Origin of the sequence: Brevundimonas diminuta (assembly GCF_039673845.1) — a bacterium.
Lineage (GTDB): Bacteria > Pseudomonadota > Alphaproteobacteria > Caulobacterales > Caulobacteraceae > Brevundimonas > Brevundimonas diminuta_E.
Window position 1 is genome coordinate 37,000 of record NZ_JBDJMK010000012.1, and the last position, 26,925, is coordinate 63,924.

Annotated in this window: 26 protein-coding genes; 12 read left to right on the forward strand and 14 right to left on the reverse strand. The window is 67.5% G+C overall.

The genetic code is table 11. From position 1 onward, the window contains the following. Positions 1-78: 78 nt before the first annotated feature. The 7 genes from acpS to folK form a co-directional block, all read right to left on the reverse strand. A complete protein-coding gene (gene acpS / locus ABE454_RS14030) occupies positions 79-492 on the reverse strand; it encodes a holo-ACP synthase (RefSeq protein WP_346532618.1) in 414 nt (137 codons plus the stop codon). Continuing rightward, positions 489-1,235, reverse strand: a complete 747-nt coding sequence (locus ABE454_RS14035; protein WP_346532619.1) for a pyridoxine 5'-phosphate synthase — start codon at positions 1,233-1,235, stop codon at positions 489-491. The genes acpS and ABE454_RS14035 overlap by 4 nt, the downstream gene beginning before the upstream one ends. Before the next feature lie 14 nt (positions 1,236-1,249). Beyond that, the gene (gene pyrE / locus ABE454_RS14040) at positions 1,250-1,834 is read right to left on the reverse strand and encodes an orotate phosphoribosyltransferase (protein WP_346532620.1); all 585 of its coding nucleotides are present in this window, start codon (positions 1,832-1,834) and stop codon (positions 1,250-1,252) included. 46 nt (positions 1,835-1,880) lie between these two features. Continuing rightward, complete coding sequence (locus ABE454_RS14045) at positions 1,881-2,660, reverse strand: TIGR00730 family Rossman fold protein (protein ID WP_346532622.1); 780 nt, start codon at positions 2,658-2,660, stop codon at positions 1,881-1,883. A gap of 38 nt (positions 2,661-2,698) precedes the next feature. Next, positions 2,699-4,852 (reverse strand): RelA/SpoT family protein, encoded by a 2,154-nt coding sequence (locus ABE454_RS14050; protein ID WP_346532765.1) that lies wholly within the window; start codon positions 4,850-4,852, stop codon positions 2,699-2,701. A 170-nt stretch (positions 4,853-5,022) separates the two neighbouring features. Then, entirely contained in the window at positions 5,023-5,382 is a 360-nt protein-coding gene (rpoZ, locus tag ABE454_RS14055) for a DNA-directed RNA polymerase subunit omega (RefSeq protein ID WP_087140301.1), read from the reverse strand. 130 nt (positions 5,383-5,512) lie between these two features. Beyond that, positions 5,513-6,100 (reverse strand): 2-amino-4-hydroxy-6-hydroxymethyldihydropteridine diphosphokinase, encoded by a 588-nt coding sequence (folK, locus tag ABE454_RS14060; protein WP_346532624.1) that lies wholly within the window; start codon positions 6,098-6,100, stop codon positions 5,513-5,515. Between folK and ABE454_RS14065 the strand changes: the two genes are divergently transcribed. Both ABE454_RS14065 and ABE454_RS14070 read left to right on the forward strand, forming a co-directional pair. Next, the gene (locus ABE454_RS14065) at positions 6,099-6,680 is read left to right on the forward strand and encodes an NYN domain-containing protein (RefSeq protein WP_346532626.1); all 582 of its coding nucleotides are present in this window, start codon (positions 6,099-6,101) and stop codon (positions 6,678-6,680) included. The genes folK and ABE454_RS14065 overlap by 2 nt on opposite strands. Further along, positions 6,677-7,333, forward strand: coding sequence for a uracil-DNA glycosylase (locus tag ABE454_RS14070; protein WP_346532627.1), 657 nt, complete (start codon positions 6,677-6,679; stop codon positions 7,331-7,333). Before ABE454_RS14065 ends, ABE454_RS14070 begins: the two co-directional genes overlap by 4 nt. Before the next feature lie 31 nt (positions 7,334-7,364). On the opposite strand, the gene ABE454_RS14075 is transcribed toward ABE454_RS14070, so the two are convergent. Next, positions 7,365-8,576, reverse strand: a complete 1,212-nt coding sequence (locus ABE454_RS14075) for an N-acetylmuramoyl-L-alanine amidase family protein (protein ID WP_346532628.1) — start codon at positions 8,574-8,576, stop codon at positions 7,365-7,367. A 454-nt stretch (positions 8,577-9,030) separates the two neighbouring features. Here ABE454_RS14075 and ABE454_RS14080 point away from each other — a divergent pair, with 454 nt between their 5' ends. The 3 genes from ABE454_RS14080 to ABE454_RS14090 are packed head-to-tail and all read left to right on the forward strand — an operon-like array spanning position 9,031 to position 14,038. Continuing rightward, positions 9,031-11,742, forward strand: a complete 2,712-nt coding sequence (locus tag ABE454_RS14080; RefSeq protein WP_346532630.1) for an Rne/Rng family ribonuclease — start codon at positions 9,031-9,033, stop codon at positions 11,740-11,742. Between the two features lie 54 nt (positions 11,743-11,796). Beyond that, the gene (locus ABE454_RS14085; protein ID WP_346532632.1) at positions 11,797-13,218 is read left to right on the forward strand and encodes a M48 family metalloprotease; all 1,422 of its coding nucleotides are present in this window, start codon (positions 11,797-11,799) and stop codon (positions 13,216-13,218) included. 31 nt (positions 13,219-13,249) lie between these two features. Next, positions 13,250-14,038 (forward strand): thioredoxin domain-containing protein, encoded by a 789-nt coding sequence (locus tag ABE454_RS14090; RefSeq protein WP_346532634.1) that lies wholly within the window; start codon positions 13,250-13,252, stop codon positions 14,036-14,038. A gap of 140 nt (positions 14,039-14,178) precedes the next feature. On the opposite strand, the gene ABE454_RS14095 is transcribed toward ABE454_RS14090, so the two are convergent. The 3 genes from ABE454_RS14095 to ABE454_RS14105 all read right to left on the reverse strand — a co-directional run bounded on the left by ABE454_RS14095 (position 14,179) and on the right by ABE454_RS14105 (position 16,199). Continuing rightward, a complete protein-coding gene (locus ABE454_RS14095) occupies positions 14,179-14,967 on the reverse strand; it encodes a thiazole synthase (RefSeq protein WP_003168099.1) in 789 nt (262 codons plus the stop codon). Positions 14,968-15,163: 196 nt separating this feature from the next. Further along, the gene (gene thiS / locus ABE454_RS14100) at positions 15,164-15,361 is read right to left on the reverse strand and encodes a sulfur carrier protein ThiS (protein WP_003168098.1); all 198 of its coding nucleotides are present in this window, start codon (positions 15,359-15,361) and stop codon (positions 15,164-15,166) included. Positions 15,362-15,512: 151 nt separating this feature from the next. Next, positions 15,513-16,199, reverse strand: coding sequence for a hypothetical protein (locus ABE454_RS14105; RefSeq protein WP_346532635.1), 687 nt, complete (start codon positions 16,197-16,199; stop codon positions 15,513-15,515). Positions 16,200-16,476: 277 nt separating this feature from the next. Between ABE454_RS14105 and aroQ the strand changes: the two genes are divergently transcribed. Genes aroQ through aat form a run of 4 tightly spaced genes read left to right on the forward strand, consistent with a single transcriptional unit; the run spans position 16,477 to position 19,524 of the window. After that, positions 16,477-16,932, forward strand: a complete 456-nt coding sequence (gene aroQ, locus ABE454_RS14110) for a type II 3-dehydroquinate dehydratase (protein ID WP_003165400.1) — start codon at positions 16,477-16,479, stop codon at positions 16,930-16,932. Positions 16,933-16,972: 40 nt separating this feature from the next. Beyond that, positions 16,973-17,461, forward strand: coding sequence for an acetyl-CoA carboxylase biotin carboxyl carrier protein (gene accB / locus ABE454_RS14115; protein ID WP_346532637.1), 489 nt, complete (start codon positions 16,973-16,975; stop codon positions 17,459-17,461). 8 nt (positions 17,462-17,469) lie between these two features. Then, positions 17,470-18,822, forward strand: a complete 1,353-nt coding sequence (gene accC / locus ABE454_RS14120; protein ID WP_346532638.1) for an acetyl-CoA carboxylase biotin carboxylase subunit — start codon at positions 17,470-17,472, stop codon at positions 18,820-18,822. A gap of 6 nt (positions 18,823-18,828) precedes the next feature. Continuing rightward, the gene (gene aat / locus ABE454_RS14125; RefSeq protein WP_346532639.1) at positions 18,829-19,524 is read left to right on the forward strand and encodes a leucyl/phenylalanyl-tRNA--protein transferase; all 696 of its coding nucleotides are present in this window, start codon (positions 18,829-18,831) and stop codon (positions 19,522-19,524) included. Here the strand turns inward: aat and ABE454_RS14130 are convergent. After that, positions 19,491-20,183: a DUF2155 domain-containing protein gene (locus tag ABE454_RS14130; protein WP_346532641.1), complete on the reverse strand. Its 693-nt coding sequence runs from the start codon at positions 20,181-20,183 to the stop codon at positions 19,491-19,493. The two genes, aat and ABE454_RS14130, sit on opposite strands and share 34 nt — an antisense overlap. After that, a complete protein-coding gene (locus ABE454_RS14135; protein WP_346532767.1) occupies positions 20,180-20,572 on the reverse strand; it encodes an NADH:ubiquinone oxidoreductase subunit NDUFA12 in 393 nt (130 codons plus the stop codon). The genes ABE454_RS14130 and ABE454_RS14135 overlap by 4 nt, the downstream gene beginning before the upstream one ends. A gap of 233 nt (positions 20,573-20,805) precedes the next feature. Between ABE454_RS14135 and ABE454_RS14140 the strand changes: the two genes are divergently transcribed. From ABE454_RS14140 to ABE454_RS14150, 3 genes are all read left to right on the forward strand, one after another. Next, a complete protein-coding gene (locus ABE454_RS14140) occupies positions 20,806-23,430 on the forward strand; it encodes a TSCPD domain-containing protein (RefSeq protein WP_346532643.1) in 2,625 nt (874 codons plus the stop codon). A gap of 85 nt (positions 23,431-23,515) precedes the next feature. Further along, positions 23,516-24,010, forward strand: coding sequence for a pentapeptide repeat-containing protein (locus tag ABE454_RS14145; RefSeq protein ID WP_346532645.1), 495 nt, complete (start codon positions 23,516-23,518; stop codon positions 24,008-24,010). A 128-nt stretch (positions 24,011-24,138) separates the two neighbouring features. Next, positions 24,139-24,987, forward strand: a complete 849-nt coding sequence (locus ABE454_RS14150) for a pentapeptide repeat-containing protein (protein ID WP_346532647.1) — start codon at positions 24,139-24,141, stop codon at positions 24,985-24,987. Between the two features lie 90 nt (positions 24,988-25,077). Here the strand turns inward: ABE454_RS14150 and aspS are convergent, their stop codons facing one another. Beyond that, entirely contained in the window at positions 25,078-26,910 is a 1,833-nt protein-coding gene (gene aspS, locus ABE454_RS14155; protein ID WP_346532649.1) for an aspartate--tRNA ligase, read from the reverse strand. Positions 26,911-26,925 lie beyond the last annotated feature (15 nt).

A 26,925-nucleotide genomic window follows, 5' to 3' on the forward strand; every position in this document is an offset into this window, starting at 1 on the left:
GAAAGTCGAGGCGTAATCGCTGAACCCGCAGCGGGCAAGACTCCGCATGATGAAGGAACCGCAACCTTTGCGACGCCATCATGCGTCAGACACAACCTTTGGAAGGGCCTCGATCACCACAAAGGCCAGGGCGTAGGGGTGTTCGTCGCTGAGGGTCAGGTGGATGCGCGCCTCATGCCCCGGCGGCGTCAGGCGAGCCAGATGCTCGGCCGCGTGGCCGGTCAGGGCCAGTGTCGGCTGCCCGGACGGCAGGTTCACCACCCCCATGTCGCGCCAGTAGACGTCGGAGCGCATCCCAGTGCCCAAGGCCTTGGCGCAGGCTTCCTTGGCCGCGAACCGCTTGGCGTAGCTCCACGCCGGATCGGCCTTGCGGTCCGAGCGGGTGCGCTCAAGCTCGGTGAAGACGCGCTGTTTGAAACGGTCGCCGAAGCGGTCCAGCGAGGCCTGTATCCGACGGATGTCCGACAGGTCGGCGCCGACGCCGATAATCACGATGAAGCCTCGTCCATCGCCGCGCGCATCCGGCGGATGGCGGCGTCGAGGCCGACGAAGACCGCCTCGCCGATCAGGAAGTGGCCGATGTTCAGCTCGACGATCTCGCGGATGGCCAGCACCTCGCCCGCCGTGGCGAAGTCGAGGCCGTGGCCCGCGTGGACCTCCAGCCCCAGAATCTCGGCCTGTGCGGCGGCGGCGGCCAGACGGTCGAACTCGACCGCGCGCTGGGCCGGGTCGGTCAGGTGGCAATAGCGGCCGGTGTGGAACTCGACCACCTGGGCGCCGACGGCGGCGGCGGCCTCGACCTGGTCCTCGGACGGTTCGATGAACAGGCTGACGCGGATGCCGGCGTCCGAAAGCGCCTTCACCACCGGGGCGATGCGGGCTTCGTGACCAGCAACGGCCAGTCCGCCCTCGGTCGTCACTTCCTCGCGCCGTTCGGGCACCAGACAGGCGGCGTGCGGGCGGTGGCGCAGGGCGATGGCCAGCATCTCCTCCGTCACCGCCATCTCGAAGTTCAGGGGCTTGTCCGCGCGTCGGCACAGGGCCGTCAGCACGTCGATGTCGGCGTCGGTGATGTGGCGGCGATCTTCGCGCAGGTGGGCGGTGATGCCGTCGGCCCCGGCCGCCAGCGCCGCCTCGGCCGCGCGGGCCGGATCGGGATGAGCGCCGCCGCGCGCGTTACGAACCGTGGCGACATGGTCGATATTGACGCCCAGACGAACCCGCTGACGCTTCATCCCGTTCTCTTTCTTTACTTGGACAACCGGCGACTGCCCGGATCCTCGACCGGCAGGGCGGCCAGTTCCGGCGGCAGGGCGTCGGCCGGATAGGCCGGCACCTCCATCGAGGCCAGAGCGATCAGGGGCACGCCCACATCGACCTTGCCGCCCGAACGGTCGACGATGCAGGCGGCGGCGACGACTTGGCCGCCCGCCTTCTGGATTGCGGCGATGCATTCGCGCGACGACAGACCCGTCGTGACGATGTCCTCTACCATGACGATCTTCTCGCCCGGCTCGACCGAGAAACCGCGACGCAGTTTGAACTCGCCGCCCTCGCGCTCGACGTACATGGAGCGGACGTTCAGGTGTTTGGCGGTCTCATAGCCGGGGATGATGCCGCCGACGGCGGGCGAGATCGCCGCGTCGACAGGCCCGACCGTCGCGACGATCTTTTCCGCCAGCGCCTTGCACAGGCGCGCGCAGCGGGCGCCGTCCATGAAGACCAGGTTCTTCTGCAGGAAGACCGGGCTGTGCAGGCCGGACGAGAGGACAAAATGGCCTTCGCGCAGGGCGCCGGCGTCGCGGAATTCGTTGAGGACGTCTTCAGTGTTCATGAAAGCCGTCCTTAGACCCTGCCGGGGCCGCCCTCAACCCGGCGCCCTAACGGATCTCGCAGTTGGGCTTCAGCCCGCCTTCCAGCAGCTTTGCCCACACCGTTTCGGCGTCGTCGGCGAAGGCGAACAGATCCATGTCCGACGCCTTGACCATGCCATGCTCGATCAGGGTGTCGAAGTTGATGACCGAGCGCCAATAGGCCTCGTCGAACAGGACGATGGGGATCGGCGGCGCCTTGTCCGTCTGGCGCAGGGTCAGGATCTCGAACAACTCGTCCAGCGTGCCGAAGCCGCCGGGGAAGACGACCAGCGCATTGGCCCGCATGGCCAGATGCATCTTGCGCATGGCGAAGTAGTGGAACTGGAACGTCAGCTCCGGCGTCGACCACGGGTTCGGCACCTGTTCGTGCGGCAGGGTGACGTTGAAGCCGATGGAGGGCGCACCGGCCTCGTGCGCGCCCTGATTGGCGGCCTGCATGATGCCCGGTCCGCCGCCGGTGGCGATGACGTTGTCGCGCACCTCGCCCGGTTCGCCGCGCAGTGCGCCGCCGCGTTCAGAGGCGATGCGGCCGAACTGGCGGGCCTGATCGTACCAATAGGCGTGGCGGCCGTCGCCGTTGACGCCGACGCGGGCGCTGCCGAACACGACGACGGTGGAGCGCACGCCCCACGCCTTCAGCGCCTGCTCGGCCTTTTCATATTCCATCAGGAAGCGCACGCCGCGCATCGGCTCGCCCAGCAGGAAATCCTGATCCAGCGCAGCCAGACGATAGGAGGGCGAGGCCAGTTGGGCCTCATTGGCGAGCTTCTGTTGTTCGGGAGACATTTCGACCTTTGGCAAAAAACGGATGGCGTCGGCGCGGCTCAGCCGCGCGCGCGATCGACCGTATCGACGTAAGGATTGGCCCTCAGCGCCGCAATGATCATGGTGGCGTGGCGCGCGTCCTCGACCTCGACGTCCAGATCGACATCGTAGAAGTCATGCTGCCGGTGGGACATCGACAGGTTCAGGATATTGCCCCCCGCCTCGCCGATGATGGAGGCGAACTGCCCCAGAACGCCGCGCGCATTGGTCAGGGTGGCGTGCAGCTTAACCGCACCGACGGCGCTGCGTTCGGCCTGCGGCGTCCATTGCAGATCCTGCCAGACGGAGTCGTCATCGGCGAAATCGGCCAGAGTCTGGCAGTCGATGGTGTGGACGGTCAGCCCCTTGTCCGGCTCAAGAATGCCGACGATGCGGTCGCCCGGCACCGGCGAGCAACACCGGCCGAAGTGGATGCTGACGCCGGGCGTCAGACCGCCGCCGCGCACGAACAGGCGCGGCGGTTCCTCGCCGATGCGCTTGCGCTCCGGGCCGGCCTTCAGTTGCCCCTTCAGCGCCGGGAACAGGGTTTCGGCCACGCGGGTCGCGCTCAGACGGCCGCGACCGATGGCGTCGAACATGTCCTCTTCGGACGGCATGGCGAAAGTCTTCAGCACCTCGGTCAGCTTGACGTCGGCCAGCGATTTGCCCGCCCGGTCCAGCGTCTGCTCCAGCGTCGTCTTGCCCAGACGCACGAACTCTTCGCGCTCCGACGTGCGGATGTGGCGGCGGATGGCCGAGCGGGCGCGGCCCGTGACCGTCAGGCTGCGCCAGTCGGTCGGAATTTCGCGCTTGGTCCCGCGAATGATCTCGACCACGTCGCCGTTCTGAAGCGCCGTGCGCATGGGCTTCAGCTCGCCGTTGATCTTGACCCCGACGGCCGTGTCCCCGACCTCAGTGTGGACGGCATAGGCGAAGTCCAGCGGCATACCGCCGCGCGGCAGGGTGATCAGCGTCCCCTTGGGCGTGAAGACAAAGACCTGATCCAAATACATTTCGAGCTTGGCGTGCTCGACCCAGTCCTCGCCCCCCTCCCCGTGCTCGATCACCTGAACCAGATGGCGCAGGTTCAGCAGGGGGTCGCGGCCGCCGTCGGCCTCCATCGCCTCGCGGTCGAAGCCGTAGGACGAGTTCTTGTAGCGCCAGTGCGCCGCCACCCCGTCCTCGGCCACGCGATCCATGGCCTCGGTGCGGATCTGCATCTCGATGCGCAGGCCGCCCGGCCCGACGACCGTAGTGTGCAGCGAGCGGTAGTTGTTCGACTTGGGCGTCGAGATGAAGTCCTTGAACCGTTCCGGCACCATCGGCCATGCGCGGTGGATGACGCCCAGGGCGCGGTAACAGTCGTCCTCGCTCTCGACGATGACGCGGAAGCCGTAGATGTCCGACAGGGACGAAAAGCCGACCGTCTTGCGCTGCAGCTTGCGCCAGATGGAATAGGGCGTCTTCTCGCGGCCCTTGACCCGCGCGGTCAGACCCGCCTCGGACAGCACGCGCTCGATCTCGGGCGAGACAGCCTCGATGGCGCTGCCGTTTTCAAGCTTCAGCGCCTCCAGACGGCGCTGGATGGCGACGCGGGCCGTGGCGTTCAGATGCTCGAACGCCAGTTCTTCCAGTTCGGCGGCGATGGAGTGGATGCCGATCGACCGGCCCAGCGGGGCGTAGACTTCCAGCGTTTCGCGGCTGATGCGCTCACGCTTCTCCGGCTTCACGAAGTGAAGGGTGCGCATGTTGTGCAGGCGGTCGGCCAGCTTGACCAGCAGCACCCGCACGTCGCGCGAAATGGCCAGAATGAATTTGCGCAGGTTCTCGGCCTGGCGCGTGTGCTCGGCCTGAAGCTCCAGCCGCGACAGCTTGGTCACACCCTCGACCAGGACGGCGATCTCCTCGCCGAACATCTCGGCGATGTCCTCGCGGGTGGCGGAGGTGTCCTCAACCACATCGTGCAGCAGGGCGGTGACGATGGTCGCCGTATCGAGGCGATAGTCAGTCAGAATGCCCGCGACCTGGATCGGATGGGCGAAATAGGGATCGCCCGAGGCCCGCAACTGCGAGCCGTGCATCTTCATCGCATAGACATAGGCGCGGTTCAGCAGCGCTTCATCGGCGGTCGGGTCATAGGCCTTGACCGCCTCGATCAGTTCGAACTGGCGCATGATCGGTGCGCGCTTGGTATCAGACAATGCAGGGCCTTCAGACGACTTCGGCGCCGCCTCGGGAAGAGACGACGCCGATGTGTTGTCCTGCAGATTCGCGGCGGGGTCCATCGGCGTGTCCGTCTGGGGTCGCGCCGCCCGCCTTGCTACCGAAGTGACCAGGTCGGTCGTCAGTAGCGTTCCTCCTGGCCCCCGTCGCGGTCGCTCTGCAGCGCGCGGATCAGTTCGGCCTCGGCCATGTTCATGTGCTGCGGCTCAGCCAGCAGGGCCACGACTTCGGCTTCGTCCTCGGCCTCGGTGCGCTCGTCGACCCGCTGCAGGGTGGTGATGATGTTCTCGCGCAGCTCGTCCGGCACGACGGTTTCGTCGGCCAGTTCACGCAGGGCGACGACCGGGTTCTTGTCGTTGTCGCGGTCCAGCGTCAGCGGGGCGCCGTTGGCGATGTTGCGGGCGCGGTGGCCGGCCAGCAGAACCAGACCAAAGCGGTTCGGCACCTTTTCGATGCAGTCTTCGACAGTGACGCGGGCCATGAAATTCCTCAGGCGGCAGGGAGAACCGCTCAAAATACAGGGTGAGAGCCGATTGTGCAACGCCGCGAAGGCGGCATTGGGACGGATCGGCGTCAGTTGCGCCTCCCCTCGCGCGTTCACAGGCCCTGCGTCAAGCCCTCAACAGGGGATGGGCGTCGCGCGCCACGCTGGCCGAGGCCGCCAGATCACGCGCGCGCAGGCCGTTGACCGGGTGGATCCAGTCCGGCGCGATCTCGGCCAGCGGCCCCATGACGAACAGTCTGTCGGCCGCACGCGGATGCGGCAGGATCAGCCCGTCCAGATCCCCGCTCAGCCGACCATAGGCAGTCAGATCCAGGTCCAGCGTGCGCGGCGCATTGCGCGCCGTGCGGACCCGCCCGAACAGATCCTCGATCCGGCCCAGCGTCCGCATCAGGGTCGGCGCGTCCTGATCGGTGCTGATGATCGCCACCCCGTTCAGGAAGGGCGGATCGGTCGGATCGGGCCAGGCCTGCGACGCCCACCACGACGAACGGGCCAGCACATCCAGCCCCTCAGCGCGAAATCGCGCCAGCGCCGCCTCCAGCGCTTCGCAGGAAGATGACCAGTCGCCCTTGTCATTACAGCCCAGTGCGACGATGACTGCGGCGTCCAGATCGACGCCGTCAGGGGATTCTCCGGCGGCATCGGTCGGGGCGTTCATTTTCTCGACCATATCGACGGACTCATATTCCTTCATGACCGACCATCCCGACGACCGCATCGCCCTGTTCATCGACGGCGCCAATCTCTACTCGGCGGCGCGCGCCCTGAACTGCGATCTCGACTTCAAGAAACTGTCCACCTGGTTCGTGGGCGAAGGCCGGTTGATCCGCGCCTATTATTACACGGCCATCGTCGAGGGCGAAGAATTCTCGCCCGTCCGGCCGCTGGTCGACTGGCTCGACTACAACGGCTTCACCGTAGTGACCAAGCCGGTCAAGCGCTTCACCGACGCCCAGGGCCACAGCCGCACCAAGGGCAATATGGACATGGAGATCGCCGTCGACATGATGGAGCTGGCGCCGCGTCTGGATCAGGCGGTGCTGTTCTCGGGCGACGGCGACTTCCGCCGCGTGGTGCAGGCGCTGCAGGCCAAGGGCGTGCGCGTGACCGTCGTCTCGACCGTCAAGAGCCAGCCGCCCCAGATTTCCGACGACCTGCGCCGTCAGGCCGACGCCTTCATCGATCTGGCCGATGTCATGAACCATGTGGGCAAGCCCAAGACCTCGATGAATCAGGGCCTGAACCGCACGCTGGACCGGACCGACCGCGCGTGAAGCACGCGGTGGGTGCGGGACTGAATCCCGAACCGGCGCGCGACTGCCCCTTATGTCCGCGACTGGTCGAGTATCGCGCCGAAAACTCGCGTCAGAACCCGGACTGGTGGAACGGTCCCGCGCCCTCCTTCGGCGATCCGCAGGCGCGCCTGTTGATCGCGGGACTGGCGCCGGGCCGCACCGGCGCCAACCGCACGGGCCGCCCCTTCACCGGGGATCATGCGGGCTGGCTGCTGTATGACACGCTGAAGAAGACCGGCTTCGCAAAGGGGTCTTACGACCCTGATGGTCATGACGATCTGACGCTGGTCGACTGCATGATCACCAACGCCGTGCGCTGCGCCCCGCCGCAGAACAAGCCGACGGCGACGGAAGAGAACACCTGTCGACCCTTTCTGGTCGACCGGCTGGCCGCCCTGCCCCGGCTGAAGGTGATCGTCACCCTGGGCGATGTGTCACGGCGCAGCATCCTGCGGACGCTGGGCTATCCCGGCTCGGCCATTCCGGCCGGGCATGGGGTCGAGGGCAAGGTCGGCGACTATACGCTGATCAACAGCTATCACTGCTCGCGGCTGAACACGAACACGGGACGGCTGACGGCGGAAATGTTCGAGGACATCTTCCGACGCGCGAAAGCGGCGCTGGAAGAATAGCGCCTCCCCTCTCCGTCTCAGGAGGAGGACATCAGCTTCCGGCCACGTCTCCAGCGACCATCAACGGGGCGGAAGGCTCGCGGAAATAGCGGTCGATGCCCTCGGCGACCGAACGCATCAGGCGGCGGCGGGCGCGTTCATCAGTCAGCACGCGCTCGTCCTCGGGGTTGGTGATGAAGCCCATCTCCAGCAGCACGGCCGGAACGTCAGGCGCCAGCAGCACGGCCAGACCCGCGTCGCGATGGCTGCGGCGCAGCAGAGGATGGTTGCCCCCCTCGATATGGGTCAGCAGCACCCGCGCGAACTGGGCCGAGCGGTTCTGGGTCGCGCGTTGGGTCATGTCCAGCAGGATGCGGTCGACCGAGGGATCGCGGCCCGGCAGGCGCAGGTCGCGCTGCCAGTCGTCGCCCTTGGTGAACTCGCGCACCGCGCGCCCGGCGCCCTGTTCGGACAGGGTGTAGACGCTGGCGCCGCGCAGGGCCGGGTCTGACCCGGCGTCGGCGTGCAGCGAAATGAACAGGTCCGCCCCGGCGTCGCGCGCCACCTGCACCCGGCGGCCGTGGGCCACATAGACGTCGCCGTCGCGCGTCAGGCGGACGCGGTAACGGCCGGTGCGCTCCAGCGCCGCCTTCAGTTCACGGGCGGCGGCCAGGGTGATGACTTTTTCCTGAACATGCTGGCCCTGGGCGCCCGGATCGCGGCCGCCGTGCCCGGCGTCGATGACGATCAGTGGCTTTTCAGCGCGAACCTGTTCACGGCGCGGCGCGGCGACCGGAACCGCAGCAGCGGCGCCTGTCGCCTTCAGGTCGATGACATAGCGATAATGGTCCACCCCGTCGCCGGGCGGCAGCAGGAAGCGGCGCTCGATCTCGGCGCCGCGCGCCAAATCCAGCCGGACGCGCGATGCGCCCGAGGCCGCACTGACCTCATAGCCGCGCACCAGCCCTGAACCAGACCCTTCCAGCCCGCGCGCCGGAGTGACCCCCGCCAGCGACAGGATGACCCGTCCGGCCGAGCCGTCCTCGACTACCTGACCACGCGTCGAACGGCCCAGATCCAGCACCACGCGGGTCCGCTGGCTGTCGCCGCCGAAGCGCAGGCGCACGATCTCTCCGTCCGGCCCGAAGGCCAGACCGCGCGTGGATGTCAGCACGACAAGGCTGATCACGACGAGCGCCAGGCCCGTCATGGCCCATTCGCGCACGCCCCAACGGCTCAGATTGTCACGCCACCGACCCAACATCAGAGGGAAATCGCCCTGCAGTTTACGACCTCAGGATGCGCCCATGGTTTAAGGATTTCGTTAAGACCTCTCGCCACGGCGGTTCTTTTATTTTCCGCAACATATGCCTATTATCGGTTCCGCATGCGAACGATCGCGCCGCCCGTCACTGTGTCGGGCTCAGGCGCGCCCTCCTCGCGGCGTTGAACTTTCACCCAATTCCGAGGGTCGCGCGGCCTGGCCGCCGATCCGGAGATACGGGTTCGCGATGCAGCCTTGATCGGCGCGTTCGAACCCAGGACCGACAACCTTATGGGCCGACCCGCCTGCGCTCCTGAAAGGCAAGACCATGCCGCTCTCGCTTTTTGCGAGGGGATGACGCGCGCCCTGGCCCCCATTTCCATTCGGCGAGCCGCCCCTATTCCCGCGACTGTGTTCGCGGCGCACGGCCTGGCGCGCCTGAGAGAGACCATCAATGTCAAAAACCATGTTGATAGACGCGGCGCACGCGGAAGAAACGCGCGTCGCGATCGTGGACGGCCGCCAGGTTGAGGAATTCGATTTCGAATCCCGCGCGCGTCGCCAGCTTCGCGGGAACATCTATCTCGCCAAGGTCACCCGCGTAGAGCCCAGCCTGCAGGCCGCCTTCGTCGAATACGGCGGCAACCGTCACGGCTTCCTGGCCTTCAACGAAATCCATCCGGACTATTACCAGATCCCGGTCGCCGACCGCGAAGCCATCATGGCCGAGGCGCACGACGACGCGGACGACGATGATCTGGGCCGTGAATCCTCGGGCGACGACGCTGATTCCGACGGCAAGCTGGCCGACGAGGAACGCCTGAAGCGCCGCCTGATGCGCCGCTACAAGATCCAGGACGTCATCAAGCGCCGCCAGATCCTGCTGGTGCAGGTCGTCAAGGACGAGCGCGGCGCAAAGGGCGCGGCCCTGACCACCTGGCTGTCGCTGGCCGGCCGCTACTGCGTGCTGATGCCGAACACGGGCAAGGGCGGCGGCATTTCGCGCAAGATCACCAACACCTCGGACCGCCGCCGCCTGAAGGCCGCCGCCGCCGCGCTGAAGGTGCCGCAGGGCATGGGCCTGATCATCCGCACGGCGGGCGCCAAGCGCACCCGGGCCGAGATCAAGCGCGACTATGAATATCTGCTGCGCCTGTGGGAGACGATCCGCGAACAGACCCTGCGCTCCAACGCGCCGGCGATGATCCACGAGGAAGAGAACCTGGTCCGCCGCGCCGTGCGCGACATGTACGACAAGGACTTCGACGGCATTCAGGTCGAGGGCGTCGAAGGCTTCAAACAGGCCCGCGACTTCATGCGCGTGCTGATGCCGTCCCAGGCCAAGAAGATTCACCTCTATCAGGGCTCGCGCCCGCTGTTCGCCTCGAACGGCATCGAAGAGGTTCTCACCCAGATTCACCAGCCTGTCGTGCCGCTGAAGTCGGGCGGCTATCTGGTCATCAACCAGACCGAAGCCCTGGTCGCCATCGACGTGAACTCGGGCCGCGCCACCAAGGAGCGCAACGTCGAGGCCACGGCCACCAAGACCAATCTGGAAGCCGCCGTCGAGGCCGCCCGCCAGCTGCGCCTGCGCGACCTGGCCGGTCTGATCGTCATCGACTTCATCGACATGGACGAGGGCAAGAACAACCGCGCGGTTGAAAAGGCCCTCAAGGACGCCCTGGCCAAGGACCGCGCCCGCATCCAGATGGGCCGCATCTCGGGCTTCGGCCTGATGGAGATCAGCCGTCAACGTCGCCGTCTGGGCGTAATCGAGGGCGCGACCGAGGTCTGCGAATGCTGCCAAGGCGCCGGGCGCGTCCGCTCGGCCGAATCGGCGGCCCTGACCACCCTGCGCGCCGTTGACATCGAGGCCGGAAAGAACGGCGCGGGTTCGGTGAACCTGCGCGTCTCGACGGCCGTGGCCCTGTACATCCTGAACCACAAGCGCGCCTATCTGCAGTTCCTGCTGGAAGAGCGCGGCCTGAACGTCATCATCCAGATCGACGACAGCCTGGCCCAGGGCGAGCACTCAATCGAGCGCACCGAGACGAACGAGGACTTCGTCGCCCCCGAAAGCCACATCGACCTGGCCGACCTGGACGACGGCTTCGACGACAGCGCCTATGACGACGAGGACGAAGACGCCGAGGACGAAGAAGACTTCGGCGACGACGAGGACGAGGCCGATCTCGACCGCGAGGACGAGGACGACGACGAGGCCCGCGCCCGCACCGAGCAGGACGACGACAGCCGCGGCGGACGCCGCCGTCGCCGTCGCGGCGGTCGCCGGGACGATGAAGCCGAAACCGTCGCGTCCGACGATGACGACGACAGCCGGGGCGGTCGCCGCCGCCGGGGCCGTCGCGGCGGTCGCCGGATGCGCGAGGAAGGCGAACGCGACGTCTACGCCTGGGTGCGCGGCCGCACGCCGTCGCTGCAGGACCCCTACGTCTGGTTCGACCCGATCAACCCGACCGCCGCCCAGCCTGAGCGCAGGGATGAACGCCGGTCGGAAGCCGTCAGCGAGGATGCAGGCCAGGACGTCAGCCTGGATCAGGTCGCCGCGTCAGAAGAAGGCCGCAACGGCCGCTCGCGCCGTCGTCGCGGTCGCGGCCGGGGTCGCGGTCAGGGCGAACTGACCCACGAGACCAAGGTCGAGGATCGCGCCGCCAATGAGGGCCTGCCGCCTGTCGGCTCGCCCAACACGCCGATCGCCGTCGTGATCGAAGACGAAGCGACCGAGGCGCCCGCCGCCGAAGCCGCTCCGGCTGTCGAACAGGTCGAGGCGCCCAAGCGTCGTCGCGTGCGCCGCAAGGTCAGCACCGCCGCCGTGGAAGACGGGGCGGAAGCCGCCCCGGCTGAGGCCCAACCGGCCGAAGCCGAACAGCCCGCTCCGGCCGACCTCGACATCCCGCCCGCCGTCGCCGCCCGCGTCGAACAGGCCGTCGAGGAAGCGCTGGTGGAGGCGCTGGGCGACGCCCCGGTCGTTGTTGACGCCCCTGTCGAAACCGTGGTCGAAGCCGTGGTCGAAGAAGCCGTCGTCCTGGCCGAGCCGGTCCCGGCCCCGGCCGCCGAGGTCGACATCGCGGCCATCATCGCCGAGGATCCGAACCAGATCAGCGCTCCGCCCGCCAAGCCGAAACGCGGCTGGTGGCGCCGTTGATCGGACACGTTTAGACTGGAAGCTGCGGGGGAGACTGTCGCTCTGGAGTTCGTCATGACCAGGACGCCCCCCGCTGCAACCCGCATCCGGCGCTATCTGGCCGCCGGCGTCGGCGCCCTTGCGGTGCTGGCCTCGGCCGCCGCCGCCCAGGCGCAGAGCCTGATCCGGGACACCGAGATCGAAGGCATCATCCATGACTGGTCCGAGCCGGTTCTGGACGCCATGGGTCTTGATCCCAAAGAGATCGAGATCCTGCTGGTCAACGACAACGACCTGAACGCCTTCGCCACGCGCGGGCGGATCATGGGGTTGAACACCGGCCTGATCCTGCGGACCAAGAGCCCCAATCAGCTTCTGGGCGTGATCGCCCACGAGGCCGGGCACATCAAGAACCGCCACACCCTGCGCGACGGCGTTCAGAACGCCGGGATGCAGCCGATGATCATGACCATGGCGCTGGGCGCCCTGGCGGCGATCGCGGGGGCGCCGGACGCGGGCGCGGCCCTGCTGGCCTCCAGCCAGTATTTCGGCACGCTGGGCGCCCTGCGTTACATGCAGAGCCAGGAGGGCGAGGCCGACATCACCGGCGCCCGCGCCCTGGAACGCGCCGGGGAATCCGGGCGCGGCATGGTCGAGTTCTTCGAGAATTTCCGCGCGCAGGAAATCTTCTCGGATCAGCGCCGCTATCCCTATTTCCGCAGCCACCCGCTGTCGTCACAGCGGATCGACGCCCTGCGCCGCCCGGTCGAGGCGGCCTCCAACTATGAAAAACGCGACAGCCCCGAGCGCATGGCCCAGCACGCCCTGGTCGTGGCCAAGATCCGCGCCTTCATGGACTCGCCCAACGCCACCTTGCGCGACTATCCGTCCAGCGACGTCTCCCTGCCCGCCCGCTACGCCCGCGCCATCGCCTGGTATCGCGACGGCCAGACGCAGAAGGCGCTGGATGCGGTCGACGTCCTGTTGGGCGAACAGCCGGAAAACCCCTATTTCTGGGAGCTGAAGGGCCAGATCCTGTTCGAGGAAGGCCGCCCGTCCGAGGCGCTGGAGGCGCACCAGAAGTCGGTGGAGCTGAAACCCGACGCCCCCCTGCTGCGCATCAACCTGGCCCACGCCCTGATCGAAACCAGCGACCCGGCCCAGTTGGCCGAGGCCGAAAACCAGCTGAAGCGCGCCCTGGCGCTGGAGCCGGACAACACCATGGGCTGGCGCCTGCTGTCCCAGGCCTACGCCAGCCAGAACAAGGAGGGCGAGGCGCGTCTGGCCTCGGCCGAATACTGGTTCGCCCTGCGTCGCCCGGACCAGGCCGCCCAGTTCGCCATGCGCGCCCGCGACATGCTGGACCGCAGCTCGATCGAATGGCGCCGCGCCACCGACATCGTGCTGGCTTCCGGCGCGACCGAAAAAGACATCACCGACGCCGAGCGCCGCAATGAGCAGCGCAGCCGAGCCGGCGTCATCCCGCCCGGCGGCTGACCGCCCTCCCCCTTCGACTGACGAGTTCCTGATGACCGACGACGCCCCGGGCCAGACGCCCCCTTCGACGACCAAAGGCCGGTTCGCCCTGTCAGGCCCCGTGCTGGGCGGGGTCGCCGTGGCCCTGTCGGCCATCGCCCTGGCCCTGTCGGCCGCGCCCTATGTCGGCGACAGCTTCGGCGGCAAGGTGCGCGACTATCTGATCCGCAACCCGCAGGTTCTGGACGAGGTGCTGGCCGCCCGCGAGGCGATGGAATCCCAGTCCCGCGTCGGGGCGATCGACGCCGCCGCCGCCAAGAACCCGTCCCTGCTGGCCGTCGATGCGCGCGACCCGGCCTTCGGCCCGGCCGACGCCAAGGTGACGGTGATCGAGTTCTTCGACTTCCGCTGCCCCGGCTGCAAGGCGGTGGCCCACGACTATCGCGCCCTGATGGCGGCCCACCCGGAGGTGCGCTTCGTCTTCAAGGACTGGCCGATTCTGGACCGGGGCGAGGATGTCTCCTCGCAATACGCCGCCCGGGCCGCCCTGGCCGCGCACCAACAGGGCAAATATCTGGCCGTCTATGACGCCCTGATGGCGGAACGGGCGCTGGACCGCGAATCGATCGACCGCATCCTGGCCGACAACGGCGTCGACATGGCCAAGGCGAACGCCGCCATCGCCTCGACCGAGATGACGCGCCACGTCACCGACATCCACACCGTCGCGGCTGCACTGGGCCTTCAGGGCACGCCGACCTTCTTCATCAACGGCAAGGCCAGCCCCGGCATCGACCCGCGCGAAGTCGGCGCCCTGATCGAAGCCGCAAAGAAGGGCTGACGATCTGCTTTCCTCCCCACTTCGTGGGGAGGGGGACCGCGTAGCGGTGGAGGGGCTTAGCGACGGCGGAACCAAGAGACCCCTCCGTCACATCGCCTTCGGCTCCGTGCCACCTCCCCACAAAGTGGGGAGGAGAAGCCTCAGATCAGTCCGGCCAGCGGCGAGGACGGGTCCGCATAGAACCGCTTCTTCATCCGTCCGGCCAGATAGGATTCACGCCCGGCGATGACCGCGTGCTTCATGGCGCTGGCCATCAGCAGGGGATCGCGCGCCTCGGCGATGGCGGTGTTCATCAGCACGCCGTCGCAGCCCAGCTCCATGGCGATAGCCGCATCCGACGCCGTGCCGACGCCTGCGTCGACCAGCACCGGCACCTTGGACTGCTCGACGATCAGGCGGATGTTGATCGGGTTCTGCACCCCCAGCCCCGAGCCGATCGGCGCGCCCAGCGGCATGATGGCCACCGCGCCCGCGTCCTCCAGCTTGCGCGCATAGACGGGGTCGTCGGTGCAATAGACCATGACCTCGAAGCCCTCGGCGGTCAGCAGTTTCAGCGACCGCAGGGTCTCCTCCATGTCGGGGAACAGAGTCTTGGGGTCCGCCAGAACCTCCAGCTTGACCAGGGTCCAGCCGCCCGCCTCGCGCGCCAGACGCAGGGTCCGCACGGCGTCCTCGCCGGTGAAGCAGCCCGCCGTATTGGGCAGATAGGTGTATTTCTTCGGGTCGATGAAGTCCGTCAGCACCGGCTGGTTCGGATCGGTCAGGTTCACCCGGCGCACGGCCACGGTGACCATCTCGGCGCCCGACGCCTCGGCCGCCGCCGCGTTCTGGGCGTAGTCGCGATACTTGCCGGTGCCCACGATCAAGCGCGAGTTGAAGGTGCGGCCGGCGACGGTCCAGCTGTCGGTGCGGGGAGCGGTGTCAGTCATGCTCCTGACCTAGCGCCGCCCGTCGCCGGGGGGAAGCGGCGTTGCGGGATTTGATCGGCTGTCACATCCCCTCCCGCTCATCCCGGCGGACGCCGGGATCCAGTGAGAACCTCACGCACAGCCGTCGAAGGGCGAACCTGTCGCCAAAGGACTGGATCCCGGCGTCCGCCGGGATGAGCGGAGGTTAGGGTTAGGGTCAGCCCCCGCCCACGAACTGCACCAGTTCGATCCTGTCGCCCTCGGCCAGCGCCGTCTCGCCGTGCAGCGAGCGCGGCACGATCTCCAGATTGCGCTCGACCGCCACCTTCTTGGGGTCCAGCGACAACTCCTGAACCAGACCCAGAATGGTCGTGGCGGCGGTGTCCCGCGCCTCGCCGTTGACTTCGATACGCAAACTGTTCTCTCCAAAAGATGCAGGGTGGAGAGGCTAAAGCCTCGTGCGGAGACGTCAGATAATGGGGGTTCGGGCGTGAGACATCAAATCTACGGTCTCAGCCCGCCTGCGACCGGTTGCGGACCTCCAAGATCACCGATTGCCTCGGGGGTCAGGCCGGCTCACGTTGCGATCCGTGGCTTTCAGTTCGAACTACGCCAGGCGGTTCGAGCGCTGCCCCAGTTTTCGGCTCTGGCGTAATCCAGTTCAGCCCTCCAATGCTGGCGTTCGCCGTCGAATAAACGCCCTCGTGGATGAAAAGGGTCACATTGAAGAAGTGGCAGTTCACGAACCGGCAGTTCAAAAATCCAGTAGCAGTCTCTGGTTGAGCTCCATCTGCCGTCGCCACAGCATCACATTTACTGAAGCTGTTGCCGTGCAGAACGCCACCGCCGGTAGCAGCAAGGATAATGTTCGCAGGCCCAATCAATTCGCAATTGTCGAATGTCTTGTCTCTAATTGGGCCACCCATAGGCGGAGCGAGATCGGCGATCGATAAACGCTTTCGTTCGAACAATCTGTCGAGAGGATTGACCCGGTCACCGTCGCGGTAGAAGCGGTCTCTCACGCTCGCCGCAACAAGGCCTTCTCGGGTGGCGGCTAAGAGGCGGGCGATGATTGCAAAGAGTAGCGTGCCTGCCAGACCCGCCGCGACCGATGAAACGGGCTGATATCTGCCGAATAACGAAGACGCTTGAAGCGCCCAGGCTGGCACGCCGAAGCTGAGCAGATAGCCTAGGACCAGTGTGATCGAGCCTAAGCTCTGCCAGAACCAGTTCACCACCTTCCAGCCGCGCATACACCCCCTCCGCCCCCTGTTGTAAGACGACAGCATGTCGCGGCGGCTAAACACGTGCAAGTGCGGCCGTGACTAGCTGAAAGGCAGAGAGCGTGAGGGCTTGTTCGGGCGGGACGCCACAGCCACTTCCCACCTTTAGTAGACTTCCACAAGGTCCGCTCGAGAGCATCGCCCTCCCCCTACGTCACCCTTTTTCCTCGCCCGCTTTGCGCCGCGCGCCACCTGGGCTACAACGCGCGCTCGATTCCGCGCGGCGGCGCGCCTGTTTTGCGAGCGAATGCCCGAAACTCTCACCCTGTATGTCCTGAACGGGCCGAACCTGAACCTGCTGGGGGTTCGGGAGCCGGATATCTATGGCCGCGAGACGCTGGCCGACGTTCAGGCCATGTGCGAGGCGGCGGCTGAAGGCGCCCGCGTCGTCTTCCATCAGTCGAATCATGAGGGCCAGCTGGTCGACTGGATTCAGGAAGCCAGAACTGAAGCCGACGCCCTGGTCATCAATCCGGCCGCCTTCACCCACACCTCGGTGGCGCTGCTGGACGCGCTGAAGACGCTGAGCATCCCCGTGGTCGAATGCCATCTGTCGAACCCCGCCGCGCGCGAGGCGTTTCGGCATCACTCCTATGTGTCCCTGGCCGCGACCGGCGTGATCGCCGGCTTCGGCCCCCGCAGCTATGAATTGGCCGTCCGGGCCGCTCTGGACCTGGCGCGCCGCGCCGGGGCCAAGGGCTGACCGCCGCGCGCCGTCTGAAGATCAAGTAGAAGAGACCCTCATGTCCGACGACAAGAACAAGAACATCGACGCCGATCTGGTCCGCAGCCTGGCCGATATCCTGAACGACACCGACCTGACCGAGATCGAAGTCGAGCGCGGCGATCTGAAGATCAAGGTGAAGCGCGAAGTCACCGTCGCCGCCGCCCCGATCCAGTATGCCGCCGCGCCTGCCCCGGTCGCCCACGCGGCGCCCGCCGCCGCACCTGCCGCGCCCATGGCCGCGGACGCCACCACCATCGTCGCCCGCGCGGGCGAAGAGGTGAAGTCGCCGATGGTCGGCACCGCCTATCTGCAGCCCGCGCCGGGTTCGGATCCCTTCATCAAGGCCGGCGACAAGGTCAAGAAGGGCCAGACCCTGCTGATCGTCGAAGCCATGAAGACGATGAACCCGATCCAGGCGCCGCGCGACGGCGTCGTGGCTGAAATCCTGGTGGGCGACGCCCAGCCGGTCGAGTTCGGCGAAGCCCTGGTCGTTCTGGAAGCCTGAGCCTCAGCATGTTCACCAAGGTCCTGATCGCCAACCGGGGCGAGATCGCGCTGCGCATCCACCGCGCATGCAAGGAGATGGGAATCTCCACCGTCGCCGTTCACTCCGAGGCCGACCGCGGCGCCATGTGGGTGCGTCTGGCCGACGAGAGCGTCTGCATCGGCCCCGCGCCGGCGGCCAAGTCCTATCTGAACATCCCCTCGATCATCGCGGCGGCGGAAATCACCGGCGCCCAGGCGATCCACCCCGGCTACGGCTTCCTGGCCGAGAACGCCCGCTTCGCCGAGATCATCGAAGCGCACGGCATGACCTTCATCGGTCCCAAGCCGGACCACATCCGCATCATGGGCGACAAGATCACCGCCAAGCAGGCCGTGAAGGACGCGGGCATCCCCGTCGTTCCCGGCTCTGACGGCGAGGTCGAGACGGTCGAACAGGCGATCGAGGCGTCCAAGGCCATCGGCTTCCCCCTGATCGTCAAGGCGGCCGCCGGCGGCGGCGGTCGCGGCATGAAGGTGGCCCAGACGGCCGATGATCTGGTCGAGGCCGTGCAGACGGCTCAGGCCGAGGCCCTGGCCGCCTTCGGCAACGGCGCCGTCTATATGGAGCGCTACCTCCAGAAGCCGCGCCACATCGAGATTCAGGTTATCGCCGACAGCCACGGCAACGTCGTCCACCTGGGCGAACGCGACTGCTCGCTGCAACGCCGCCACCAGAAGGTGCTGGAAGAGGCCCCCTCTCCCGCCCTGTCCGCCGAGGGCCGGGTCAAGATCGGCGAGACGGTCAACAAGGCCATCGCCGCCATCGGCTATCTGGGCGCCGGGACCATCGAGTTCCTGTGGGAGGACGGCGAGTTCTTCTTCATCGAGATGAACACCCGCCTGCAGGTCGAACACCCGGTCACGGAAATGATCACGGGCGTCGATCTGGTGCGCGAACAGATCCGCATCGCCGCGGGCCTGCCGCTGTCGTTCACGCAGGAAGAGATCACCTTCGAGGGCCACGCCATCGAGGTGCGGATCAACGCCGAGAACCCGGACACCTTCACCCCGTCGCCGGGCACGATCACCGAGTTCCACGCCCCGGGCGGTCTGGGCGTTCGTCTGGATAGCGCGATCTTCGCCGGCTATTCGATCCCGCCCTATTACGACAGCCTGATCGGCAAGCTGATCGTCCACGGCCGCGACCGCGAAGAGGCGCTGGCCCGTCTGAAGCGCAGCCTGAACGAGACGGTCATCAGCGGCGTCGACACCACCATCCCCCTGTTCCAGAAGCTGTTGCAGGAGCCGGACATTCTGTCGGGCGACTATGACATCCACTGGCTGGAGAAGTGGGCGGCGGCGCAGAAGGCCAAGGCCTAACCCCTCTTGGACGAGCCCGGCTTCAGCGCAAGCGGCGCCTCTGACGTCTTCGGACCGGAGGCGCTGCTCGCCTGCTACGCGCGGGGCGTCTTCCCGATGGCCGAGGCGCACGACGATCCGCGCGTCTTTCTGGTCGAGCCGGACCAGCGCGGCCTGATACCGCTGGATCGCTTTCACATCCCCTCGCGCCTGCGCCGCACGGTGCGCAGCGAGCCGTTCGACGTGCGGGTGAACACGGCTTTCGCCGCCGTTCTGGACGCCTGCGCCGCCTCCGCGCCCGGGCGTGAGGACACCTGGATCAACGCCCCGATCCGCCGCCTCTATGTCGAACTGCATCAGCGCGGCCAGGCCCACAGCATCGAATGCTGGCGGGACGAGACGCTGGTCGGCGGACTCTACGGCGTGACGCTGGGCGGCGCCTTCTTCGGCGAGAGCATGTTCAGCCGAGCGACGGATGCGTCAAAGGTGGCGCTGGTCCATCTGGTCGCGAGACTGAAAAAGGGCGGATGGCGGCTGCTGGACACGCAGTTCCTGACCGACCACCTCAGCCAGTTCGGCGCGGTGGAGACGCCGCAGGAGGCTTACCTGCGGATGCTGCCCTGGGCCTTCCAGGCAACGCCCGACATGGACGCCTTCACCGCGCCCCTGAGCGGGGCCGACGCCGTGGACTACGCCTTACAGCCGACCACCCAGGCGTCATAGACCGGGTGCTGCAGGCCGCTGACGCTCGGCGATGAGGCGAACATCCAGCCCTTGAACACCTGACGCGCCTCGGTCGGCGCCGCCAGACCGCGCGGCTGAACCCCGACCTCCATATAGGCGATGGCGTCCTCGGTCATTTCATCGGAAGCCGAGACTTCGCAGGCCCGGGCCTTGAACAGCAGGGTCTTGCCGAACCGCACCGGACGGCCGCCCACCTCGACCTCGAACCGCATGGTCTCGGTCGTGGTCTTGTCCACCGCCTGAATGACGGCGACGCGGCGGCGCTGGCGCACGCCCGGCGGCGAGGTCGGTTCGACAGGCGCAGGCGCGACTTCTTCGACGGGAATCTCTTCAGGCGCTTCTTCCTGAACCGCGACCTCCTGCCCCTGCGCCACAAGAATGGGCGTGGACGGCGCGGCGGCGGGCGCCGTCGGCATGACGATGACGGGGCCGGTCGGCTGGGCCTGCGGCTGCGGCGCCGAGCCCTGCGGATTTTGCAGCGGCGTACGGCTGGTGTCGCGCAGCATGTCGCCGATCGGATCGGCGGGCGCAGGCGTCGCGTCCTGCGGCAGGTCCATCAGCACGCTGGTCACGCCGGCGCCGGATATCGCCAGTCCCGCGACGACCACCCCGGCCAGCAGGACATGGCGAAGGGTCATTCCGGGCTCCAGGCCTGATAGTCGCCGGTGGCGGCCGGGCGCTGGCCCAGGGCAGACAGCGAGCCTTGCGGACGACGCGCCATCGGCGTGCCGGTCATATTCGGCAGATGATCTTTTTCCCACGCCTGACGCGGCAGCGGACGCTCGGCCGGAGTCTCGTCATAGGTGTAGCGCAGCCAGCCCTGCCATTCCGGCGGCACCTTGGTCGCCTCGGCATAGCCGTCATAGATGACCCAGCGGCGCTTGCGGCCGTCATAGCTGACGGTGTCGCGGGATTCGTAATAGCGATTGCCGAATTCGTCCGTGCCGACCTGCTGGCCGCGTTTGCCAACGGTGAACAGGGTGCCGATCGTGGCGCCGTTCCACCAGGTGAAGATCTTGCTCAGCACGTCGTCGAACTCACTCGAATCCACCGCCCAGGGAAGGTCCGGCGGCGCAGGCCGATCATAGAAACCGCGACGCCCTACGTCCAGCACGGAGCGCAAGGGAAACGCCTCAACATCTTGTGGGCAACACCCCATCCAGCCGCAACATCTATTGAATGGCGTCATCCGGCCCCGTTAAGCTGCCTTCAGGACACGCCCGGCCCTCCCGGTCCGGCCTCAAGCGTGGGAGACGCCCGATGCGCTTCAAGCCCCTGTTTGCTCCCCTGGCCGCCGCCATCGCCATGGAGCCGCGCGAGATCGAGCGCGCCGATGCGGTCGAGACGACGCTGGCGCCCGCCGCATGGCCCGACGCACAGGTCGAGGCGTGGCTGGACTGGGCCGACGCCTGCACCGCCGCCCATGCCGATCTTCCGCTGAACGGCGGCGTGCAGGACTGGGCCGCGCGCCTCGCGGCCGCAGGCCATGAAGGCGGCGTCTTCGCCAACGCCGCCGAGCGCAACCGATTCGAAAACGAACTGATGTCCGCCGTCCTGCTGGGACTGGCCGCCGTCAGCGATGCGGGCGGCCGCAGCGACGCCCCCCGTCGTCTGGACCTGTCCGAGCCCGAGGCCGGGCGCCGTCTGGCCCAACAGGCCGCCGCATGGCGACGCGACCGACTGGCCAGACAGGCCGCCGAGGCGCTGGCTCAGGCGCTTGCCAATGTAGCCGACGCTGTGGCGCGGTGCGAGGGCGACGCCGCCGCCTGCGCCGATCCCGCCTCCAACCCGGCCCTGACCCGCGCCGCCCATGTCGCGCGACAGTGCGGCGCCGCCGATGCCGACATCCTGCGCGCCATCAGGGGCGAGGGCCTGTCGGCGGCCGCCGCGCCGCTGGCCGACGCTCCGCAGGCGCCGCTGATCGTGCTGGCGCAACCGGATACAGCCGCCGCAGGAGGGCCGCTGGCGCTGGCCGTGGCCGAGGCGGCGCTGGAGGGCCCTGTCGCCGTCGTCTTCGCGCCCGCCGACGCAGACGCCGCCGCCGATGCGGCCTTGGCCCCGCGCGCGACAATCAACCTGCCCGCTCTGGCGGCGATGTTCGCAGACAGCTTCGACGCTGCGCTGGCCGCCCTGACCGAACTGGTGGTCACGGCGCTGGACCTGACGCTGGACGAACAGAGCCGCCTCGCCGCCGCACGCCCCATCGCCATCGGCCTGGGCGCTCTGGCCGACTGGGCCGTGATGCAGGACGCCGCCGCGCCCGCCCTGCCCGCCGCCGCCGTGGCCGCACAGGTCGCGCGCTGCGCCAACGCCGCCTCGGCCGATCTGGCGGCGCGTCTTGGTCCCTGCACCGAATGGGAGACGGTGAAGGACGAAACGGTGGCCGCCCTGACCGAACGCGGAGAGCCGGTCGAGGTCCTGCACGCCCACGGGCGTCGCCATGCGACCATCAGCCTGTTCGCCGACGACGCCGAACTGGCGTTGCGCCTCGGCCTTTCGGCCTTCGCGGCGACGGAGGCGTGGCAAACGGCGGACGGCGAGGTCGAGCGCCGCCTGCGCCCTGCGCTGGCCCTCGCCCTGACCCGCGCGGGCGGCGATGTCGAGGCCGCCGAGCGCCACCTGTTCGGGCGCCGTACCCTGTCCGAGGCGCCGGGCGTCAGCCATGCCCGTCTGCGCGAACTGGGCTTCACCGATCTGGAGCTTGAGGGGATCGAGCGCGCCCTGGCCTCGGTCGAGGATTTCGCAGACGCCTTCGCCCCGCCGGTGCTGGACGAGGGGTTCATCGGCGACGTTCTGGGCCTGACCCCGGCGCCGGGCGAGGCCCTGCTGCCGCGTCTGGGCTTTGACGAAGCGGCGATCCGGGCGGCGACGGACTACGTCTTCGGCCGTCCCGACCTGTCCGACTGGGCCGAAGCGCCCGAGGCCCTGCGGCCGCTGCTGTCTCAATCCGGCGAGGCGTTGGAAGCCGAGCTGCGCCGCGCCGTCGAGCCGTTCAGCGACGCGCCCGACCTGCGTCCCGTCGCGCTGGACTGGCGCGCCGACCGGCTGGATCTGGCCCGCGCCCTGTCCGAAGCTGCGCTGAACGGCCGTCGCGCCGTTGTCCTGAATCGGGCGGCGGCCCCTGCCGATTTCCGCCTGCGCCTGCCCGAGGTCGAGGCCCCGCGCCGCGCCGAGGCGACCCCCGCGCCCGAGGCTGCGCCCCGCACCGTCGAGCGCGTGGTTGAGAAAGTCGTTGAACGCGACCGCACCCGCCGCCGCCTGCCCGACCGCCGCAAGGGCTATATCCAGAAGGCCTCGGTCGGCGGTCACAAGGTCTATATCCACACCGGCGAATACGAAGACGGCGAACTGGGCGAGATCTTCATCGACATGCACAAGGAAGGTGCCGCCTTCCGCTCGATGATGAACAACTTCGCCATCGCCATCTCCATCGGCCTGCAATACGGCGTGCCGCTGGACGAGTTCGTCGACGCCTTCGTCTTCACCCGGTTCGAGCCGTCGGGGCGGGTCACGGGCAATGATTCCATCCGCTCGGCGACCTCCATCCTCGACTATGTGTTCCGCGAACTGGGCGTCTCCTATCTGGACCGGCGCGAACTGGCCCAGGTCACGCCCGAGGCCGCCAATCTGGACGGCATGGACGGCGCCCCGACCGACGCGCCCCAGCCTGTGCCCGCCGCCCGCTTCATCTCCAAGGGTTTCGCCCGCGGCGCGGCGCCCGACAATCTGATCGTCGCCCCTTTCGGCCGGAAGGAGCCGTCGCCGCGCACCACGCCGCAAGCGCAGGCCGGTCCCTGCCCCGAATGCGGCGACCTGATGCTGACGGACCGGAACGGGACGCCCATCTGCGGCGCCTGCGGCGCGACGCCCAAGGTTCAGGGCTGAAACGGGACGCCCAAAGCGGGACAGGCTGTCCCGAAACGGCGGCCCGCTTCTTGCTGGAACAGGCGCAAAGTCTGGAGCCATTCGCATGATCCGTCCCGCAATCGCCCTTCTCGCCGCCGTCGGCCTGACGCTGACGGCCCTGCCCGCCTCGGCGCAGAACGCCTCGCAGATCGCCCAGGTGCGTCGCGGCGCCTCCTGCCCCGGCTGCAACCTGTTTCAGGGTGACTTTTCCGGCATGGAGCGCACCGGCCTGAACCTGTCCGGCGCCCGCATCCGTCAGGCGGACATCAGCCTGTCGGTGATGAACCGCACCAACTTCAGCCGCACGGACATGCGCGACGTGGAAGCCTATGGCGCGGTGCTGTCCAGTTCGAACTTCAGCGGGGCGGACCTGACCAACGCCAGCTTCGTCGGGACCTATCTGGAAGGCGCGACCTTCACCGGGGCCAAGCTGAACGGGACCAATCTGTCGGGCGCCGAAATGTCGCGCGCGCGCGGCCTGACCCAGTCGCAGCTCAATCAGGCCTGCGGCGACCAGAACACGGTTCTGCCGTCGGGCCTTCGCATTCCCGCCTGTTGAACGGCGCCATCGTTACCTCGATTTAAGTAGGGTTTTTACCGGCCCTGGCGCATTCAGGAGGGGTGATGGAACGCTCGATTTCACCCCTGCGCCTTTTGGCCCTCGCCGCTTCAGCCCTTGGAGGACTGATGACGGCCGCCCCTGCCCTGGCCCATGCGGCGGACGTGATTTCAATCCAGGACCGCGACGTGGCGCGTATGGTGTCGCTGGGCGGCAGCTGCACCCGCTGTGAACTGTCTGGACGCGATCTGTCGGGCGCCACCCTGACCGGCGCCAACTTCACCTACGCCACCCTGGTCGGCGCCAATCTGCGCGGGGCCGAACTGTTGGGCTCCAACTTTACCGGGGCGGACTTCAGCCGGGCCGACATGCGCGGGGTCGAAATGGTCGGTTCGGTCTTCACCAACGCCAATCTGACCGGCGCTCAGTTGATGGGCGCCGAGGCGACCGGTTCGATCCTGATGCGGGCCAATCTGACCAACGCCAACCTGACCGGCGCCGAGCTTCAGGGCGTCAACATGAGCTATGCCGTCCTGACCCGCGCGCGGCTGAGGGACAGCGAAATCTTCGGCGCCAATCTGAGCTATATCAACGCCAGCGGGGCCGATTTCTCGAACGCCGACATCAAGTCGTCGAACCTGACCAACGGGACCTACGACAACGCCTCATTCCGCGACGCCGATCTGACCAGCGCGCGCCTGTCAGGCAGCAGCTTCAACCGCACGGACTTCCGCGACGCCGACCTGCGCCGCACCGATATTCGCGGCGCCGACCTGTCCCGCGCGCGCGGCCTGACCGCCGATCAGGTCGAAGAAGCCTGCGGCGACGCCTCGACCCGCCTGCCCAACGGTCTGACGGCGCGTAACTGTCGTGGGGGCAGCGTGCGCGTCATCCGTACGCCGCCTACGCCGCCCACTCCTCCGACCCCGCCTGTTCCGCCGCGCCAGCGCAATCTGGTCGCCTCGTCGGGCAACTGAGGCGGCGACTGGAATTCGGACACAAAAAAGGGAGGGGTCGCCCCCTCCCTTTTCCAATTCAGCCCAAAGACTCAGATCAGGCGGCGCCGGTCAGACCTTGATCGGCAGCTGTGTGCGGATCGACAGTTCCTTCAGTTGACGTTCCTCGACCTCGGCCGGGGCGCTCATCAGCAGGTCCTGGCCCTGCTGGTTCAGCGGGAAGGCGATGACCTCGCGGATGGCCTGTTCGCCTGCCAGCAGCATGACGATGCGATCAATGCCCGGCGCCAGGCCGCCGTGCGGCGGCGCGCCATAGCGGAAGGCGTTCAGCATACCGCCAAACTGCTCCTCGACCACCGAGGCGTCGTAGCCCGCGATGTCGAAGGCCTTCAGCATGATCTCGGCCCTGTGGTTCCGGATCGCGCCCGAGCACAGCTCATAGCCGTTGCAGACGATGTCGTACTGATAGGCGCGGATGGTCAGCGGGTCCTGCGTCTCCAGCGCCTCCATGCCGCCCTGCGGCATCGAGAAGGGGTTGTGGCTGAAGTCGACCTTCTTCTCTTCTTCCGACCACTCGAACATCGGGAAGTCGACGATCCAGCAGAACTTGAACTGGTCCTCGTCGACCAGCTTCAGCTCCGTGCCGACGCGGGTGCGGGCCAGACCGGCGAACTTGGCGAAGACGCCCGGCTGACCGGCGACGAAGAAGGCCGCGTCGCCCTTGCCCAGACCCAGCGAAGACATCAGGGCCTCGGTCGGCTCCTGCCCCAGGTTCTTGGCGATCGGGCCGCCCCACGACTGCTGGTCGTCCGACCAGAAGATGTAGCCTAGGCCCGGCTGGCCCTCGCCCTGCGCCCAGGAGTTCATGCGGTCGCAGAAGGCGCGCGAACCGCCCGTCGGCGCCGGGATGGCCCAGACGGCGTTCTTCTCGTCGGCGCCCAGAATCTTGGCGAACAGGCCGAAACCACCCTCACGGAAGTGGTCAGACACGTCCTGCATCTTGATCGGGTTGCGCAGGTCCGGCTTGTCCGAGCCGTACCACTTCATCGACTGCTCAAACGTCAGACGCTCGAAGCCCTTGTGCTCCATCGTCTGACCGAAGTCGTTGGTGAAGGTGTGGACGCCGTCGATCGGCGACACCGGCTTGCCCTCGCCGAACTCGGTGAACAGGCCGTGCATCAGCGGCTCGATCGCCTGGAAGACGTCTTCCTGAGTGACGAAGCTCATTTCCACGTCGAGCTGGTAGAATTCCAGCGAGCGATCAGCGCGCAGGTCTTCGTCGCGGAAGCAGGGCGCGATCTGGAAATAGCGGTCGAAGCCCGACACCATCAGCAGTTGCTTGAACTGCTGCGGCGCCTGCGGCAGGGCGTAGAACTTGCCCGGGTGCATCCGGCTGGGCACCAGGAAGTCGCGCGCGCCTTCCGGCGACGAGGCCGTCAGGATCGGCGTCTGATACTCAAGGAAGCCCTGCGCCACCATGCGGGTGCGGATCGACTGGATCACGCGCGACCGCAGGACGATGTTCTTGTGCAGACGCTCGCGACGCAGGTCGAGGAAGCGGTTGCTCAGGCGAATCTCTTCCGGATATTCCTGCTCGCCGAAGACCGGCATCGGCAGTTCGGCGGCTTCCGACAGCACCTCCACCGACAGGACGCGCACCTCCACCTCGCCGGTCGGCAGGTTGGCGTTGACGGTCGAGCCTTCGCGCAGGACGACTTCGCCGTCGACCTTGATCACGCTCTCGGCGCGCAGGCGCTCGACCACCTCGAAGCCCGGCGTCTCGGGGTGCAGGACCAGCTGGGTCAGGCCGTAGTGGTCGCGCAGGTCGATGAACAGCAGGCCGCCGTGGTCGCGCTTGCGGTGAATCCAGCCCGACAGACGAACATTCGCGCCGGCATCCGTCGAACGGAGGGCGCCGCAGGTGTGGGTGCGATAGGCGTGCATATCGGATTTTCGTCT

What these genes read in the sequence shown, in the direction of transcription:
- aspS (WP_346532649.1), bottom strand. Translation starts at nt 26,910, where the DNA reads ATGCACGCCTATCGCACCCACACCTGCGGCGCCCTCCGTTCGACGGAT.
- ABE454_RS14095 (WP_003168099.1), bottom strand. Translation starts at nt 14,967, where the DNA reads ATGACTGACACCGCTCCCCGCACCGACAGCTGGACCGTCGCCGGCCGC.
- ABE454_RS14130 (WP_346532641.1), bottom strand. Translation starts at nt 20,183, where the DNA reads ATGACCCTTCGCCATGTCCTGCTGGCCGGGGTGGTCGTCGCGGGACTG.
- ABE454_RS14050 (WP_346532765.1), bottom strand. Translation starts at nt 4,852, where the DNA reads ATGCGCCAGTTCGAACTGATCGAGGCGGTCAAGGCCTATGACCCGACC.
- ABE454_RS14075 (WP_346532628.1), bottom strand. Translation starts at nt 8,576, where the DNA reads ATGTTGGGTCGGTGGCGTGACAATCTGAGCCGTTGGGGCGTGCGCGAA.
- ABE454_RS14080 (WP_346532630.1), top strand. Translation starts at nt 9,031, where the DNA reads ATGTCAAAAACCATGTTGATAGACGCGGCGCACGCGGAAGAAACGCGC.
- ABE454_RS14090 (WP_346532634.1), top strand. Translation starts at nt 13,250, where the DNA reads ATGACCGACGACGCCCCGGGCCAGACGCCCCCTTCGACGACCAAAGGC.
- folK (WP_346532624.1), bottom strand. Translation starts at nt 6,100, where the DNA reads ATGAAGGAATATGAGTCCGTCGATATGGTCGAGAAAATGAACGCCCCG.
- rpoZ (WP_087140301.1), bottom strand. Translation starts at nt 5,382, where the DNA reads ATGGCCCGCGTCACTGTCGAAGACTGCATCGAAAAGGTGCCGAACCGC.
- accB (WP_346532637.1), top strand. Translation starts at nt 16,973, where the DNA reads ATGTCCGACGACAAGAACAAGAACATCGACGCCGATCTGGTCCGCAGC.
- ABE454_RS14085 (WP_346532632.1), top strand. Translation starts at nt 11,797, where the DNA reads ATGACCAGGACGCCCCCCGCTGCAACCCGCATCCGGCGCTATCTGGCC.
- ABE454_RS14065 (WP_346532626.1), top strand. Translation starts at nt 6,099, where the DNA reads ATGACCGACCATCCCGACGACCGCATCGCCCTGTTCATCGACGGCGCC.
- ABE454_RS14150 (WP_346532647.1), top strand. Translation starts at nt 24,139, where the DNA reads ATGACGGCCGCCCCTGCCCTGGCCCATGCGGCGGACGTGATTTCAATC.
- ABE454_RS14045 (WP_346532622.1), bottom strand. Translation starts at nt 2,660, where the DNA reads ATGTCTCCCGAACAACAGAAGCTCGCCAATGAGGCCCAACTGGCCTCG.
- ABE454_RS14140 (WP_346532643.1), top strand. Translation starts at nt 20,806, where the DNA reads ATGCGCTTCAAGCCCCTGTTTGCTCCCCTGGCCGCCGCCATCGCCATG.
- ABE454_RS14145 (WP_346532645.1), top strand. Translation starts at nt 23,516, where the DNA reads ATGATCCGTCCCGCAATCGCCCTTCTCGCCGCCGTCGGCCTGACGCTG.
- aroQ (WP_003165400.1), top strand. Translation starts at nt 16,477, where the DNA reads ATGCCCGAAACTCTCACCCTGTATGTCCTGAACGGGCCGAACCTGAAC.
- accC (WP_346532638.1), top strand. Translation starts at nt 17,470, where the DNA reads ATGTTCACCAAGGTCCTGATCGCCAACCGGGGCGAGATCGCGCTGCGC.
- pyrE (WP_346532620.1), bottom strand. Translation starts at nt 1,834, where the DNA reads ATGAACACTGAAGACGTCCTCAACGAATTCCGCGACGCCGGCGCCCTG.
- ABE454_RS14035 (WP_346532619.1), bottom strand. Translation starts at nt 1,235, where the DNA reads ATGAAGCGTCAGCGGGTTCGTCTGGGCGTCAATATCGACCATGTCGCC.
- ABE454_RS14105 (WP_346532635.1), bottom strand. Translation starts at nt 16,199, where the DNA reads ATGCGCGGCTGGAAGGTGGTGAACTGGTTCTGGCAGAGCTTAGGCTCG.